The following is a 16,327-nucleotide window of genomic DNA, read 5'->3' on the forward strand; positions in this document are numbered from 1 at the left end:
TCCGGCGGTATCGATCGGGTATCTGCGAACCCCGCCGCGCCGAGCGCGCCGTAGTCTTGCCCCAGCGTCCATGGGGCCGGTTGGCGAGCCCTGGACACATGCGTCAAGAAGGACACAGTCGACCATGAGAGAACAGGCACTCCCCTCCACCCTCAGCGCGCCTCGTGCCCGCGGGACGGCCCGCACCGCCCTGGCGGGCGCGGCGGTACACGAGGTCCTGCGGTGAGGGTCTTCCCCGTGCGCTCCGCGGCTCGGGTGCGCCCCGGTGCGGATGCCGACCTGCGTCTCGACCCGCGTCCCGCCCCGCCGCCGGCTCCCGGCAGGCCGCTGCGCAGGGCCGAGCGGACCTTCAACGTGCTGGCCATCGGCGTCGGCGATCAGCGCTGCGCGGCGCATCCTGCCATGGACGCCCTCATGGAGGCGGCCCAGACGCTGCGGATGCTCGGTGTTGATGTGCGCATCCGCACCAGCGCGACCATTGCCGAGGGCTCCTGGCAGGAGCTGCTGGGCTGGGCGAGGGTCCTTGTCATCGTCAGTGGCGGCCAGGACGGCGAGGCCGGCCCCAGTGCCATGGACCTGGCGATGGGCGTGAGCCAGGACGTGATCGTCTGCGACCCCCAGGTCGCCCAGCGCACCGTGCTGCGGATGAAGGGGGAGCGCCGCATCGACGTGCTGGACCGGGTCGATGCCACGAGCATCGCCCTGTGCTGGCTGGAGACGGGGGCCGGGGACCGGCCCGAGCCTCACGGCCAGTGAGGCGGGGCGCCCGGGCGGGGCGGCGGGACTCAGGGACCGGCCTTCCACCTCAGGCCGCCTCGTTGAAATCCCCGTAGCGCAGGCGGTCCAGCGCGGAGGAGGGGGTGTTGTTCAGGACGACGCCGCTGAGCTCGCCGTGGCCCTCGCCTGCCTCCTGGTCCGCCTGGGAGCCCAGCGCCTCGACGGCGTGGGCCAGCTGGTCGGCGGTCGTGCGCTTGAACATGGCGACCACGACGATGCGCTCGACCAGTCGCGAGAGGATGAGCCCCTCGGCGCCCGGGTGCAGGGCGGGCCCGGCGATGATGACGCAGCGGTCCCGCGACAGGATCGCCAGGGCCTCCTGCATCCGCGGCGAGGCCAGGAAGGCGGCAGGATCCGAGGCGTGGCCCGCCTTCATCACCAGCAGCCCGGGGACCCCGGAGGGGGAGACCGCCTCGTTGAGGCGCATGGATCCCGAGAGGACCTCGGCCAGGCCGGCCTCCGAGGAGCGGTGATCGCCGCTGCTCATCCGGGCATCGACCAGGACGGTCTGCTGGCCGGCCAGGGCGGTGGCGCGCGCCAGGTCGGAGGCGACCCTCCAGGCCCCGCCCTCGCCGGCGGCCGAGGCCACCAGCACCGTGCGGGCGGGCACCCGGCCGCCCCCGGTGTAGAGGACCACCTCGCGGATGCGGCGCAGGACGCCGTCGTTGCGCGGCCCGCCGCGATCGCTCAGGGCGCCCAGGGCAGTGGCGCCACTGGCCCGGGAGGCCTCCTCCAGGCTCTGGATGCGAGTGTCCATGACCGCGGCGCAGAAGGCGATGATCAGTCCGATGATCAGTCCGCCCGCGGCCCCGATCCCCAGGTACTTCACCGCCGAGGGGCTGGCGGAGACCCCCGACAGGGCCGCTGAGGACAGCGGCACGACGGTGACGGGGGAGGTCTCGCCCTCCAACCCCCTGATACGGGTGGCGGCGTGGGCGATGACGGCGTCCGCGATGTCGATGGCCTCCTGCTCGGATCCGGCGGTGGCGGTGACATTGATGGTGACGGAGCCGGTGACGTTGTCGGCGGTGAGGTTGGAGGCCAGCTCATTGGGCGACATGTCGAGCCCCAGGTCGGTGATGACGTCCTGGGCCAGTGTGGTGGAGGTGAAGACCGGAACGAAGGCAGTGGCCTTCTTCTCCGCCAGGGTCGCCGCATTGGAGTAGGTCGTCGCCATGGTGTCGGCGCTGCCCACGGACACCGACACGTAGGCTCCGGCGCTGGCCGTGTAGCTGGTCGGGGTCATGAGGAACAGCCCCGTGGCCACCAGCACCCCGATCGTGGGCCAGGCGATGATGGTCCCGATGCGTCGGCGCGCCAGCGCCAGAAGATCCCACAGTTCCATGGTCTGAGTCGGTGTCCTGTCTGTGTCGGGTTCAGTGCTTCCTCGTGGGTCTCACAGTGCCCCGCCCCGCTGGGAGACCGCTATATGCCGCTGGGCGTCCTGCGCCGTCCCACCGACCTGCTCATCGGCGTGCTTGTCGCTCGTGGTGCTCTTGAGATGCTCACAGGCCTCGGCGTGCTCGCCGCGCTCGGGATGCAGGGTCCGGCCGTGCATGGCCCAGTCGTGGGCGGTCTCGATGCTCTCGGGCATGAGCGGATCGACCTGCACGTGGCTGATGAGCGGATGGAAGGGCCGCTGGCCGTCCTCGCCGGTGGCGATGAGGTCCTCGGAGATCTTCTCCCCGGGGCGCAGGCCCGTGAACTCGATCGGGATGTCGCGACCGGACTGGGCGATGAGGCGCTGGGCGACGTCGAGGATGCGCACCGGCTCGCCCATATCCAGCACCATGGTGTCCCCGGGGCGCCCGATGGCGCCGGCCTGGAGGACCAGCTGGCAGGCCTCAGGGATGGTCATGAAGTAGCGCTGGACCTTGGGATCGGTGACGGTCACCGGGCCGCCGCTGTCGATCTGGTGCTTGAAGGTCCACAGCATGGAGCCGCGGGAGCCCAGGACGTTGCCGAAGCGCACCGACACGAAGCGCAGGCCGCGCTCCAGGGCCAGCCCGGTGGTCATCTGCTCGGCCAGGTGCTTGGTACGCCCCAGCACAGAGGTGGGATCGGCCGCCTTGTCGGTGGAGACGTTGACCAGCGTGGAGACGGCGAACTCCTCGGAGAGCTCCAGGACGTTCTTGGAGCCCTGGACGTTGGTCTTCCAGCCCTCATCGGGGTACTGCTCCAGCAGGGGCAGGTGCTTGAGGGCGGCGGCGTGGAAGACGACCTCGGGGCGGTGCTCCTGGAAGACCTCGCGCAGCGCGTCCTTGTCCCGGATGTCGCACAGGACCATGTCACGGCTGTCGAGCAGTCCCTGGTTGTAGATGCCCAGCTGGATGGAGTGCAGCGCCGACTCGTCGCGGTCCAGCAGGACCAGGTCGCGCGGACCCAGGCGGTGGAGCTGACGGGCGATCTCCGAGCCGATGGAGCCCCCGGCGCCGGTGACGAGGACCGACCTGCCGGAGATGTACTCGCTGATCCGCGACAGGTCGGTGTGGATCTCGCGGCGCCCGAGCACATCGGCCAGGTCGATGTCCTTGATGTCGGAGAACTGCAGACGGCGCCGCGCGATCTCGCGGACCGGCACGATCGTCATGGTCTTGATGCCGTGGCGGGCGCAGTCCTCGGTGATCTGCTTGAGGCGGTCATTGGGCATGTCGGCGATCGCGATGATGACGGTGCGGACCCGGTGGGCCTCGCAGCACTCGATGAGGCTGTCGATGGTGCCCAGGACAGGGACGCCGCTCAGGCGCAGGCGCTTCTTGGACTCGTCGTCGTCCACCAGGCCCACGGGCAGGAAGGGGGAGGCGGCGTCGTTCTTGGTGAGGCGGACGATCTGGTGGCCCACCTCGCCGGCGCCGATGATGATGATGCGGTCCTTGTCGTGGGCTCCCCGCTGGTAGTCGCGCGCCTTGCGGTAGGCGCGGGCGGCGCGGAAGGCGAAGCGCAGGAGCAGCGCGATGACCAGGCTGAGCACCGGGATGAGGGTCGTGGCCAGGGCGGAGACGGACCTGCCGGTGGAGGCCGACCAGGCGGCCACGGCAAGGAAGCCGGCCAGCGCCGCGATCGCGTACTGGCATGCCAGCACCGAGACCTCCTCGAAGGAGGCGGTGTGGAAGCGCCTGCGGTAGGTCAGCAGGACCAGGGTGCCCAGGATGAGATTCGTCGCTATGGCGACGCCCAGGAAGACGGCGAAGCCCTGGACGGGGGCCGGCTGCTCGTGGCTGCCCAGGGCCAGGACCATGACTCCGGCCAGGAGCCAGCCCAGGGTGTCGGTTGTGAGTGCAACCGCGGCCTTTCGATTACTGATCCTCATCTGCTGCATGCTCGCTTTCGGCTCTCAGGTCGCCCGATGGCGCTCTGTGATGCGCCCTGACACCACGGTGGCGCGCGACGAGGGAGTCGGTGGTCGATGCTCAATGCGGTTGCGCGCCGCTAGGGAGTTGGGCAATAACACCACTATAACTATGACACATCCTTTGAGGATCCTGGTGGACCTCTTGATGAGGGGATTGACATAGGAGCGTGCTGTGCGGAGCATGTGCCGGCCCCGGTCCGTGCGGCGTGCGCCGGGCCGATGCGGGCCCCGCATGATGGGGTCTCCACGGTTATCCTCCGCACGTGACTTTCCTCTAAGCATGCACCCCTGGGTGATAACCAACAAAAGCCTGTGCATTTCCTTGTGCTCATCGTGTGGAGCGTCCTTGGCGGGTGCTGCCGGTTGGCGGGCGGGGGCCTGGCGGGTGGATCGCCTGCGTGCCACCCTCGCACGCGATGCCGCGGTTCTCCGCATGTCTCCTGCCGTCGTGCCGTCCTGGAGCGGGGCTCGGACAGGGGGTGGTTATGCTGTTGGTGAACCTTCATGGGGGCGGAGGAGTTTCCCTGATTGCTTTAAGGTGGATGTCAGGGTTTATTCAAGTTTTGTGGCTTTCCCCGATTCTCGATGCGCTTTTGATCTTATCATCACAGTTACTGCCGCAGGGGCGGTGTTGGGGCTTGTGATGTGCCATGAGCGCGATAGGGGTGAATGTGTCTGTTATGCTCAATCATCTTGATGGGAATCACACCTGTTGACTGGCGTGCCAGCGCGCGCAAGGCCACCGGAGTTTGATTCCAGTCACGCCCTGGTGGCACCCCCGGCATGCCTCCCTCGCCGCCCGGATGGGACTTCCGTGAAATGACATGCCTGTCATTCGGGTGACATGAGCCCAAGGTCCTACGAGGGGTTCTCGGGGAAGAGCCCGTTGAGCTCGGAGGCGAAGCCCGTGTACAGCCTGGTGGCCTCGCAGCGCTCCTCCCAGGTGCGGCGCGCCCCGCGGCGCAGCTCGGCGTACTCCGCCTCGCTCATCGAGCCCACCCTCTCCACGGCGGCCAGGACCTGGGGGGCCGTGGGGTTGGGGGGCAGCAGGATGCCGTTGACCCCGGTGGACACGAGCTCACTGGTGCCGCCCACATCGGTGGCGATGACGGGCATGCCGGTGGACATCGCCTCCATGATCGATACTGGCACCCCCTCCGAGGAGCTGACATTGACCAGGACGTGGCGGGCCTGCCTCACATAGCTCTCCACCAGGTCGGTGTTGCTGACGAAGCCGTGCAGCCGCAGCTGGACGGGGCAGGAGGGCGCATCCAGCAGCTCGGCGGCCCGGGCCTCCAGCTCCTTGCGCAGGGGGCCCTCGCCGAAGTGCTCCCACTCGATGGGCAGGCGCGAGGCGGCCAGTGCCTCCAGGAGCAGGCCGAGGCGCTTGACCTCGGTGATCGTCGAGCAGCTGACGACGCGCAGGGGCGAGCGCTCGGGCCAGCGCGGGGTGGTCCCGTGGTCGGTGGTCCCCAGCCTGGCGACCACGGTCTTGTCCCGCGACTGCGGGAAGCGCGTGGCCAGGTAGTCGCGCCCGTGGTCGGCGATGCAGTAGATCCGCTCCAGGTTCTCGATCGTGTGCTCGCGCAGGGGGAGGTATCCGGTGGGGGCCAGCTCCTCATAGAGGTCGGCGCGGTGCGCCCGGGCCACGGAGGTGGAGCGGGGGAAGCGGCGGCCCAGGAGCCAGGCCAGGTAGGGCTGGTAGTTGAAGCGGTAGGAGTAGAAGACCACGGAGTCCTCGGCGCGGGCTCCCGCCCGTTCCAGGAGGCGCCGGCAGGCCCTGGCCTCGTGGTGGGTGCGGCTGAGGAAGACGAAGAGGGTGACGACGCGCGAGGGGCGCAGCCGCCCGTCACGGGCCAGCCTGCGCAGCTCCCGGTACAGATTGGGGTCCAGCAGGGCTCGCGCCGAGGCCAGCAGGTAGAACAGGCGGGAGCGGAAGGCGATGGGGTGGGCCCTCATGGAGGGGTGCGGCAGGGAGCGCCGGGAGCGGCGCTGATCGGCGCGCACCGACAGGGACATGATGTCCACCTCGTCGATGTCGCCGAGATACTCCAGCTCGGTCTCCAGGAAGGTCTCCCAGGTGCCGTAGGGGAAGGCATTGGCGAGAAGGACCAGGCGCCTCATGCCCCTGGCACCCCGCTCATCTCCAGGCGCACGGCGCTGCCGAGCCCCTCGGCGCGCCGGCGGCACTCCTGGAGGCTCTCACCGCGCACCACCACCTGGCCGATGCAGTCGTTGGAGGAGGAGAACCCCTCCATCGTCTCGCCGACGGACTTGAAGACCTGGAGGTCGGTGGCCCACTCGGGCAGCTCCCGGGGGGCCTGGACCGAGGCGATCGTGCCGCGGGCCTCGGGGTCGATGAGCATGAGGGCCAGGGCCGCTCCGGGCCAGGGGGAGGCCGACTGCCAGGTCTGCCGGACCTCCAGGTCCAGGGCCTCGCGGGCCACCATCTCGTAGTAGTCCAGCCCGTAGACGGTGCTCATGAGCTCGGGCAGCCCGTTGGCCCCGGCGCGCCCGGTCAGCTCGATGACGTGGACGATGCCCCGGCTCTCCATGAGGTCGACGTTGATCGCGCAGTCGCGCAGGCCCAGGGCGCGGATCGCATCGGCGATGACCCGGCGGGCCTGCTCGCGCAGCGCGGGGTCGGCATCCATGGGCACGTGGTGGCCCACGGGCACCGGGACCGGCCCGGTGGCCAGGTCGTCCCCGTGGACGGTGATGTGGAGGATCCCGCCGTCGTGCATGAGGGCCTGGGCGCCGAACTCGCGGCCCTCCAGGAAGCGCTCGACGATGACCCTCCCGCCGCGGCTCAGCTCCGCGGCGCGGGTGAAGGCCTCCTGCGCCTCCTGGGCGGTGTCGACCATGAACACCCCGCTGGAGCCCTGCAGGTCGGTGGCCTTGACCACGGCGGGCAGGCCGGTGCGCTCCAGGGCGGCGGGCACCTCCTGGGCCGAGGCGACCGGGACGTAGACGGCGGTGGGCACGCCGGCCTCCTCCAGGCGCTGCTTCATCTCCAGCTTGTCGAAGCACAGCCGCGCGGTGGACCGGCTCAGGCCCCGCAGCCTCAGGGCGTCGACGACGGCGCCCAGCGCCTCCAGCCCGGTGTCCAGGCAACTGGTGGCCACGGCGTCGACCCGGGCGTCCCTGGCCGCCCGCACGACGGCGTCGACATCCAGGATATCGACCTCCGCCACCTCGTCGGCCAGCGCCAGCCCGGGCAGGTGCGGCTGGGGCAGGGTGGCCACCACGGCGGTGGCCCCCAGGCGCTTGGCGGCGCGGATGAGGCCGACCTGGCCGCGGCCCGCGCCGATAATGAGGATGCGGCGCCCTGCTGCGGGCCCCTGCCGGTGCTGGGTGCTCATGGGTGTACCTCCACGGTGATGAGTTCTCTGGCGGTCTCGCCGATGCGTGCGGCCTCGTCGTGGTCCGCGCCCCGGGCGATGACCAGCCCGAGCCGATCGGTGCTCGAGTGCAGGCCGGTGACGCGGTGCCCCGGCTCGACCAGGGGGATGACCTCCTGCACGCCCGGAAGGGCGCGGGCCCGCTCGACCCCGCTGAAGCCGGTGACCGTGCCGGCCCTGGTCCTGAAGAAGCGGATGGCGCCGGCCAGCGCCTGGGGCCGGGGCGGGCTGATCCTCTCCCCGCAGGCCTGGCGCAGGACCAGGCCGATGAGGTCCACGCCCGTGGACAGCGGCACCAGGTGGGAGGAGACGAAGTCCCCGGCCAGGCGGGCGCCCAGCTCGACCAGGCGGGGGCCGGTGGCGGTGAGGATCATCTCGATGTGGGCCGGGCCGTCGGTGATGCCCATGGCCCGCGTCGTGTCCGCGATGAGCCGGTGGACGGCCGCGGAGGTGCCCTCGTCCAGGACCGCGGGCTGGGTGTGACCGGTCTCCACGAAGTGCGGCGCCCCCGTGGTGGCCTTGTCCGTCAGGGCCACGACGTGGGCGGCGCCGTCGATGCACAGCACCTCGCAGCTGATCTCCGGGCCCACGAGCAGCTCCTCGATGAGGATGCGCCCGCCGCGCGCGGGGGCCATGGCGTAGTCGAAGGCCTCGCGCAGGTCGGTGGCGGGGTCGACCTGGACCACGCCCCGGCTGCCCGAGGAGTCCAGGGGCTTGAGGATGAAGGGCCGCTCGAAGCGGTCCTGGGCCGCCTCGAGCTCCTCGAAGGCCGAGATCGTCTCGAAGGCCGGGTGGGGAAGCCCGGCACTCGCGAAGGCCTGGGCCATGAGCCCCTTGTCGGTGCAGATCAGCGCCGTGTGCTCACTGACCCCGGTCAGCCCCAGGGCCCGGGCGGCGGCGGCCACGGAGCGCACGGGCATATCCGTGCCCACCGTCGTCACGCCGTCGACGCCGCGCTCGCGGGCCGCGGCGGTGACCGCCTCGACGTCGGTGGTGCTGATGGGGAGGAACTCGTCGGCCAGGGCGACGCCGGGGGCCCGGGGGTCCATGTCCACCACCACGGTGCGGATCCCCAGCTCGCGGGCGCGCCGGATCATGGGCACCTGGAGGGGCGAGGCCCCCAGGATGAGGGCGGTGGTGCTCATCGGCCGTCCTCGGTGTAGAGCTTCTCGCTGGTGAGCACGGTGCGGATGGTGCGGGCCAGGATCTTGAGGTCCAGGGCCAGGGTGAGATTGTCCACGTAGTAGCAGTCGGCCTCGTAGCGCTCCTGGAGCGTGGTGGAGTTGCGGTGGAAGGCCTGGTTGTACCCGGTGATGCCGGGCCGCACCGACAGGCGGCGACGCTCCAGGGGGCCCATGCGCTCCAAGGGCTTGGTCGCCAGGTTGGGGCGCGGCCCGATGAGGCTCATGTCACCGGTGAGGACGTTGAGGAGCTGGGGCACCTCGTCGAGGGAGGTGCGGCGCAGGAACCGACCCACGCGCGTGACCCGGGAGTCGTTGCGGCTGGCCACGGTGGAGGAGTCGGCATTGCGCAGGTCGCGCGCGCCCACGCTCATGGAGCGCAGCTTGACGATCCTGAAGGGCTTGCCGTGCCGGCCCCAGCGCTCCTGGCGGAAGAACACCGGGCCGCGGTCCTCCAGGGTGATGGCCAGGCCCGCGCCCAGGCTGAGGGCCCCCAGGACCGGCAGGGCGAGCGTGGCGGCGGCCAGATCGACGGCCCGCTTGCCGTAGCGGGCGTAGAAGGAGGCGGGCTGTGTCCAGTCGTACTCCGAGTGCCCCGAGTGCTTCGGATGCTCTGCGGCGCCGCCCGGGACCGCTCGGTCCGATGAGGCTGCCTCGTCCCCGGCCGCCTGCGCGGCATCATCCACCAGCCCGATCGGCCCGGTCAGCGGCTCGTCCGTGCGCACGGGTCCCGCCTTTCCCAATCTCTGCGCGCAGGAGCGCCCCGGGGTGGCCCGCACTGCTGCTCCAGGCGGGGCCTGAGGGACTGCGGGGCTGCCGGACGGCGATCATGCGCAACTCTTCCGTGACAATTGTTATGGAGTGTACACGGAGGAACCTGGAAGAACGGGGAAGGGGTTGTCAGGTTTTTATCAGGAATCACTCCGATGTTTGTCAGGAGTATTCATCCTGGGCGTGGTGCGGGCCGGTGCCCGCTGTGCCGGGCGGGTCAGACGCGGCGGTTGTGGCCCGTGCCGAGGTAGATGTCGTCGAGGGTGGCGGTCAGCAGGGCGCGGGATCTGAGGATCTCGATGATCTGGCCGTACAGCTGGGTCACGGTGGGGGCGTTGGCGTGCCCCAGCACGATGTGCTGGGCCCGGAGCCACTTCTCGGCCTCGCCCAGGAGGACCTCCGGGGCCAGCAGTCCCGAGTCGCCCAGGGAGCCGTACCACATCACCGAGGTGGAGTAGCCGATCTGGGCGCATGCGGCGTCGGTGGCCCCGTTCCTGTACCCGTAGGGCGGGCGCACGAAGGGCCTGCCGGTCACCCCGTAGGTGGTGTTGAGGAAGGACTCGCACTGGGCGAGCTCCTCGATGATGCCGGCGGTGGACAGCGAGGTCAGGTCGGCGTGGCTGTGGGTGTGGTTGGCCAGCTGGACCTGGCCGGACTCCACCAGTGGGGCCAGCTTGTCGCGGGACTGGGTCCATGAGGGGTAGATGCTGTTGATGAAGAAGGTCAGGCGCACTCCGGAGTCCCTGGCGAAGTCCAGGTAGGCGTCCACGACCTCGGGGGCGGCCCCGTCGTCGATGGTCAGGGCCAGGACGTTGCCCACGTTCTCGGGCAGGCCCGTGATGACTGCGCCGGGCGGGGTGGGTGCGGGCAGCTCGGCAGGGCCGTCCTGGAGGCGCAGGGGGCTGAGGGATGGGGTGGGGGAGGCCGATGGCGCTGCGCGCGCGGTCGTGGAGTCAGTGGGGCCGGCGGGGCCGGCGGGGCTGGTGGGGCGATGGTCCGCGGCTGAGGCTGGTGCGCCGGCGGTATCCGCCGGCCCGCCTGCGGAGCAGGCGCTCAGGGCGCCGGCGGTGCCTGCGGCGAGCAGGAGCATGAAGTCGCGTCGTTGCACGGTCCTCTCCGGTTCATCTCGGGTGGGTGCCGTCCGAGCCTCCCACGTCCTGGGAGGTCCTGTGATCCCCCGTGGGGATGAGAGGGCGGTGTGCATCGTTGACCCGCACCGTGCTCGTTCACGGCTCGGCGCTGCCGCCCTTCGGAGAGGATCGCTGCCGGAGTCCCGATGCTCCCGTGCGCGGCGGAGCAGGCGGCGCGGATCGCGTTCCTGCGCGATCGCATCGGCAGGGGCTCGCAGACCCGCGGGGCCGAAGGAGCGCTCTCATATCAGTGACATAAGTGATATCACTGCTTCCAATTATCGCCGTGGGGAGCCGCGGGGAACGGCGCCTCACCTGAACTGACTCAATACGGCACCCCCGTCGTCGCGGGTGCCCCGTGAACGAGCGGGCATGTCAACCAGCACGAGCAGACGGCCGTTGGGGTTCCTCTCGGCACCGCCCGCGGCGCCCCGCCTCCCAGAGGCGCAGGTGCCCTCCCTCTACCGCAAGTACCGGCTCTCGGTGTTCATGGGGATCTTCATCGGGTACGCGGGCTTCTACCTCATCCGCAACAATGTCTCGCTCGTGTCGGCCATCCTGACGGAGCACGACCTCATGACTGCCACGGGTATCGGCCTGGTGGCGAATGCTGTCCTGTTCTCCTACGGCCTGTCGAAGTTCTTCATGGCCATGCTGTCCGACCGGGCGAATGCCCGGTACTTCATGCCCCTGGGCCTGGCGCTGTCCGCGGTCGTCAACCTGCTGCTGGCCTTCGTGCCCGTCCTGAGCGCCTCCGTGGGCGTGTTCGCCGCGATGATGTTCCTCAACGGGTGGTTCCAGGGCATGGGCTGGCCTCCCTACGGCCGAGTGCTCGTCCACTGGTTCTCCACCAATGAGCGCGGTTGGAAGACCTCGATCTGGAACTGCGCCCACAACGTCGGCGGCGCGGGTGTGGGCATCGCTGTGGCCTTCGCGCTCGATCAGTGGGCATCGGGGCCGGCCGACTGGAGGCCCGCCTTCTGGTTCCCGGCCCTCATCGCACTGGTCGTCGCCGTCATCGTCCTCCTGCTCGTGCGCGACCGCCCGGAGGCCCTGGGGCTGCCCACCATCGAGGAGTACCGCAATGACCCGTCCAAGATCGAGACCGAGAAGGCCTCGATGCCGTGGCGCGAGATGCTGGTCAAGCATGTGCTCGTCAACCGGGTCATCGTGCTGCTGGCCATCACCAACGTGTTCGTCTACACGCTGCGCTACGGGGTGCTCAACTGGATCCCGGTGTACCTGACCCAGGAGATCCACGGCGCCGATGTCAAGGACGGCCTGCTCGGCTTCGCCATCTACGAGCTCGCCGGCATCATCGGCACCCTCCTGTGCGGCTGGGTGTCCGACAAGGTGTTCAAGGGCTGGCGATCCGGCGCGGGCCTGCTGTTCATTGGTGGCGTCGGCATCGCCCTGGCCTGCTACTGGCTGCTCCCGCCCACCGCGCCGCTGGGCCTGTTCTACTTCCTCATCGCCATCATCGGCGGCCTCATCTACGGCCCCGTCATGCTCATCGGCCTGCAGGCCATCGACCTCTCGCCGCGCAACGTCGCCGGCACCGCGGCAGGGTTCACCGGCCTGTTCGGGTACCTGCTCGGAGCATCCCTCGCATCAACCTGCGTCGGCTACCTCATCGATCACTTCGGCTGGAGCGTGACCTACATGTGCCTGCTGGGCGTGGTCGTGCTCGCCATGGGGCTCATGTGGATCGTCGGACGTGACGAGCGCGCGCTCATGGAGCGGCACGCCCTGCGCGAGTCCCAGGGGCCCGTGGCGCAGACGGCTGGTCGATGAGCATTCCGGATGAGCCAGGGAAGAGGCCCAGCGCTCTGCGGTGAGGTGCGGCACAGGCATTGCTGGCGAAGAGGACGAGGAGCGCAGAGGAAGCAGAACGGTCCCGGCCCTGGTGGGCCGGGACCGTGGGGCGGGGGTGGCTGACGGGGTTTGAACCCGCGACCTCCTGGACCACAACCAGGCGCTCTGCCGACTGAGCTACAGCCACCATGTGCGAGTGGATCGCAACAGGACCGTACTGTATCGGCTCGCCTGTGCCAGTACCAATCCGGGCTCCGTGCACTGCATCACGTCGCCCCGTGCGCCCGTGCGCCGGGGCCTACGGCGCCGCGGTGGCGGCCACGGTGGGGGAGGCGGCGATCGCCGCGGCGGCCGCCTTGCACTCCTCGGAGGTGGGCCCCTCCCCGGCGGGGAACAGGACGGAGCGGTAGTAGCGCAGCTCGTCGATGGACTCCAGGATGTCGGCCAGCGCCCGGTGCCCGCCGCGCTTGTCCGGGGAGTGGAAGAAGGTGCGCGGGTACCACCGCTTGGCCAGCTCCTTGATCGAGGAGACGTCCACCACCCGGTAGTGCAGGTGGTTGATCAGATCGGGCATGTCCCGGCTGAGGAAGGCCTTGTCCGTGCCCACGGAGTTGCCCGCCAGCTGGGCGGTGCGGGGCTCGGGGACCAGGGAGGTCACGTGCTCCATGATGAGGTCCTGGGCCTGGGCCAGGCCCATCCCTCCATCGAGCTCGGCGAGCAGCCCTGAGGCGGTGTGCATCGAGCGCACGAAGTTATCCATCTGCTCCAGGGCGGGGGCGGGAGGGGCGATGACCAGATCGAGGCCCGCCCCCAGGGGCCTGAGCTCGTAATCGGTGACGATGACCGCGACCTCGATGAGCGCATCCGCGCTCAGGTCCAGTCCCGTCATCTCGCAGTCGATCCACACCAGGGGATCGGAGGTCGTCATCTGTCGGCTCACAGGTGCAGAGTCTAGTCCTCACAGGCGGCCCGCAGCGCCGATGCCCCTGGCCGGGCCGGTGGCCGCACGGTCCACGGGGACCACCTGGGGACACCGGCCGGACCGCCCATCCGCGGTCCCGTCTGCGCGGGCCCAGGAGGCGGTAGGGTCTCATGAGGATCACAGCCGCCCGTCCACTCGTCTCACCCCTGTGGAGTCCTCCATGACTGACTACTCACCGCCGGAGCGCCCGGCACCGCGCAGGCTCGGCAGCGCCTACATCCTCGAAGCGCTGATCGGCTCTGGTGCTCAGGGCGAAGTGTGGCGCGGGCGGCGGGCGGACTCCCAGGAGCCCCTGGCCTTCAAGATCCTGCGCGCGGACCTGGTGGACAACCCCGACGTCATCGACCGCTTCATCAAGGAGCGCTCCACCCTGCTGCGGGTGCGCAGCCCCTACGTGGTGGCCATCCGCGACGTCGTCATCGAGGGCGCCACTTTCGCCATCGCCATGGACTACGTCGACGGCGGGGATCTGCGCGACCTGCTGCGCGCCGAGGGCACGATGACCCCCGCCGGCCTGGCCGCCATGGGCCTGCGCATCAGCCAGGGCCTGGGCGCCGTCCATGATGCCGGCGTCGTCCACCGCGATATCAAGCCCGCCAACATCCTGCTCAGCAGGGTCCCGGGCCCCGTCGGCTCTCAGGGCGACGGCGCGCTCGACGCGCAGGGCGGCACGGGGGTGGCCATCCCGGCCTCGGCCCAGACCGTGCTCAACCCCGGGCGGGGCCCCGGCGCGCTCATCACCCCCGGCAGCGCCGTCGTGCCGCGTGTGGCCGACTTCGGCGTGGCCCGGATCTGCGACGCCTTCACCACCGCCCACCTCACCGGCGCCATCGGCACGCCCCTGTACATGGCGCCCGAGATCCTGTCGGCCCAGGCCCCCACCCCTGCCGCTGACATCTACTCCCTGGGCATCATGCTCTATGAGATGGCCTGCGGGATCACCCCCTTCGTGGGGGAGCCCGCCCGGCTCCTGGCCCAGCACGCCCGCTACGAGCCGGGCCGGCCCGACGGCGTTCCCGACGCGCTGTGGGAGCTCATCGCCTCCATGCTGGCCAAGCAGCCCGAGTCCCGACCCTCCATCCATCACATCATCCAGCGCCTGGAGATCCTCCAGACGGCGCTCGGCGGGCTGCCCGCGGCCCGCCGCCTGCCCGCGCCCCCGGTCTCGACCATCTCCACCGTGCCCTACGACTGGGACCGGCCCTCCTCAGGCCCCAGTCCGGCTGCCGGCACGGGCGCTGCGACCAGTCCTCAGGCGGGCACGGGTCAGCAGGAGACGCTCATGGAGGTGCCGGCGGGCCAGATGGCATGGTCCGCGGCGCAGGGGCCCGTGCCGGGGCCCGGGGCCGGCTGGATGGGCACCGGGTACGGGGAGGCGAGCATCACCCCGACCGCAGCCACGCCCTACAGCGCCTCCCAGGGTCCTGCGGGGCCACCCGGTGCCGCGGGGATGCCCAGTGCCCCCGGTGGGCCTGGAGGGCCCGTCGCGCCCACCCCCATGACCGTCAGCGCCATGGGTGCTCCCATGTATCAGGGGCCCGCAGGGGGCGGCACGGCCCCGGCAGCGCATCCGGGCGATGATACGAATCCCATCGGTGCGGCGGCCTTCGCCCAGGCGCCGCCGGCTGCTCCCGGGAGGCGCAGGCGGCGCCGTCGGCTGTGGATCCCCGCCCTCGCAGCGGTCCTCATCATCGTGCTGGTGGCCGCCGGCGTGGTGTGGTGGCGCTCGCGGGGCGCCGCCGAGGCCGACTACGGGTGGGCCGTCTCCCTGCCCACCAGTGGCTCGGTGCGCGAGGAGCAGCGGATCTCCAACCAGCGCAATGCGCGCGTCTCGCCCACCGGGGCGATGTACGCCACAGGCACCCTCGACGGGCTGCAGCTCTACGACGCCACCCGGCAGAGCAAGGACCCGGTATGGACCGGGGACTGCGATGAGCATGCCTTCTGGAACGATGAGACCCTGCTGTGCTCGCAGTACGGCGGGGACAGCCTCCTGGTGAGCAAGGAGGGCAAGACCAGGCCGATTCCCGGGAAGATCGAGTCCTTCGAGATGATCGGAGCCACCTCCGAGCTGGCCATCATCGCCGACACCTCCGAGGACGGGAGCTCGGGCGGCCTCAAGGCCTTCAACTCCGAGGGCGAGGAGGTGTGGAAGGCCTCGGGGAAGTACTCCACGGGCAGCGTGGCCAACGGCTTCGTCCTGTCCTATGAGTCCAGCGGCAATCAGATCCAGGTGCTCTCGGCACAGAGCGGGGAGGTGCTCGCCTCCCGGGGCGAGGTCTTCAGCGGCACGAGCAGCGACAAGGAGCGCCCCGGTGCCGAGATCTTCCCCACCCAGCGCCCCGGGGGCTTCGACATCTCCACCGGGACCGAGGCCTTCTCCCTGGTGTCCGAGGACAGCGCCACCATCTACAAGGCGGACGGCACCCAGTTCAAGACGATCAAGGGCAACTTCTCCAATGCGGCGGCCCTGGCCACCTCCGAGCCCCTGGACGCCGAGGCGCTGGCCGAGGCCTACACCGCCATCGCGAGGAACCCCAGCGCGAGCCATGCCTTCGGTCGGGGCGGGAGCGTCGAGATCACGGTGGACGCCCACGGCTGCACGGCGAAGGCCAACGGCAAGGACCTGAGCCTGCCCGAGCTGTCCTCCGGGCAGGACTGCGCCGTCACGCCCGTCGGCCTGCTGCGCGACAACGTCCTGCTCGTCCAGTTCGGCCTGTCCACCTCATCGAGCAGCAAGGGCACCACCCTGCTGGCCATCTCCCTGGACGACGGCAAGCCGGCCTGGCAGTACGAGGGGATGCTCGCCTACGTGATCCAGCCCGTCGATGGCCACAGCGGCGGGCGCGCCATGCTGAGCCAGGGCAGCGACGACCTCGTCATCATCTCCCTGGTCGGCTGAGGCCCCGGAGGCCGGG

The 16,327-nt window shown here is 70.4% G+C and carries 11 protein-coding genes and 1 tRNA gene; 3 read left to right on the forward strand and 9 right to left on the reverse strand.

Features of this window, described 5'->3' with window-relative positions; translation table 11 throughout:
- Positions 1-222: 222 nt before the first annotated feature.
- Entirely contained in the window at positions 223-756 is a 534-nt protein-coding gene (locus J5X07_RS06680; RefSeq protein WP_208479083.1) for a hypothetical protein, read from the forward strand.
- 49 nt (positions 757-805) lie between these two features.
- Here the strand turns inward: J5X07_RS06680 and J5X07_RS06685 are convergent, their stop codons facing one another.
- From J5X07_RS06685 to J5X07_RS06715, 7 genes are all read right to left on the reverse strand, one after another.
- Entirely contained in the window at positions 806-2,122 is a 1,317-nt protein-coding gene (locus J5X07_RS06685; protein WP_208479084.1) for a hypothetical protein, read from the reverse strand.
- 51 nt (positions 2,123-2,173) lie between these two features.
- The gene (locus tag J5X07_RS06690; protein ID WP_208479085.1) at positions 2,174-4,087 is read right to left on the reverse strand and encodes a nucleoside-diphosphate sugar epimerase/dehydratase; all 1,914 of its coding nucleotides are present in this window, start codon (positions 4,085-4,087) and stop codon (positions 2,174-2,176) included.
- A gap of 900 nt (positions 4,088-4,987) precedes the next feature.
- Positions 4,988-6,253: a glycosyltransferase gene (locus tag J5X07_RS06695; RefSeq protein WP_208479086.1), complete on the reverse strand. Its 1,266-nt coding sequence runs from the start codon at positions 6,251-6,253 to the stop codon at positions 4,988-4,990.
- Complete coding sequence (locus J5X07_RS06700) at positions 6,250-7,491, reverse strand: ATP-grasp domain-containing protein (RefSeq protein ID WP_208479087.1); 1,242 nt, start codon at positions 7,489-7,491, stop codon at positions 6,250-6,252. Before J5X07_RS06700 ends, J5X07_RS06695 begins: the two co-directional genes overlap by 4 nt.
- Complete coding sequence (locus J5X07_RS06705) at positions 7,488-8,675, reverse strand: ATP-grasp domain-containing protein (protein ID WP_208479088.1); 1,188 nt, start codon at positions 8,673-8,675, stop codon at positions 7,488-7,490. Before J5X07_RS06705 ends, J5X07_RS06700 begins: the two co-directional genes overlap by 4 nt.
- Positions 8,672-9,436, reverse strand: coding sequence for a sugar transferase (locus J5X07_RS06710; RefSeq protein ID WP_208479089.1), 765 nt, complete (start codon positions 9,434-9,436; stop codon positions 8,672-8,674). Before J5X07_RS06710 ends, J5X07_RS06705 begins: the two co-directional genes overlap by 4 nt.
- Positions 9,437-9,699: 263 nt before the next feature.
- Positions 9,700-10,590 carry a polysaccharide deacetylase family protein gene (locus tag J5X07_RS06715; RefSeq protein WP_208479090.1) on the reverse strand — a complete coding sequence of 297 codons (891 nt, stop codon included), beginning with the start codon at positions 10,588-10,590 and terminating at the stop codon, positions 9,700-9,702.
- Between the two features lie 394 nt (positions 10,591-10,984).
- On the opposite strand from J5X07_RS06715, the gene J5X07_RS06720 reads away from it, so the two are divergent.
- Complete coding sequence (locus J5X07_RS06720) at positions 10,985-12,406, forward strand: MFS transporter (RefSeq protein ID WP_208479091.1); 1,422 nt, start codon at positions 10,985-10,987, stop codon at positions 12,404-12,406.
- Positions 12,407-12,541: 135 nt separating this feature from the next.
- Here the strand turns inward: J5X07_RS06720 and J5X07_RS06725 are convergent.
- Both J5X07_RS06725 and orn read right to left on the reverse strand, forming a co-directional pair.
- Positions 12,542-12,614, reverse strand: a tRNA-His gene (locus tag J5X07_RS06725).
- Between the two features lie 111 nt (positions 12,615-12,725).
- Complete coding sequence (gene orn, locus J5X07_RS06730) at positions 12,726-13,355, reverse strand: oligoribonuclease (RefSeq protein ID WP_208479133.1); 630 nt, start codon at positions 13,353-13,355, stop codon at positions 12,726-12,728.
- A 214-nt stretch (positions 13,356-13,569) separates the two neighbouring features.
- Here orn and J5X07_RS06735 point away from each other — a divergent pair, with 214 nt between their 5' ends.
- Positions 13,570-16,311: a serine/threonine-protein kinase gene (locus J5X07_RS06735; RefSeq protein WP_208479092.1), complete on the forward strand. Its 2,742-nt coding sequence runs from the start codon at positions 13,570-13,572 to the stop codon at positions 16,309-16,311.
- The last annotated feature ends 16 nt before the right edge of the window (positions 16,312-16,327 follow it).

The sequence above is a fragment of the Actinomyces bowdenii genome (assembly GCF_017592395.1).
Taxonomy (GTDB): domain Bacteria; phylum Actinomycetota; class Actinomycetes; order Actinomycetales; family Actinomycetaceae; genus Actinomyces; species Actinomyces bowdenii.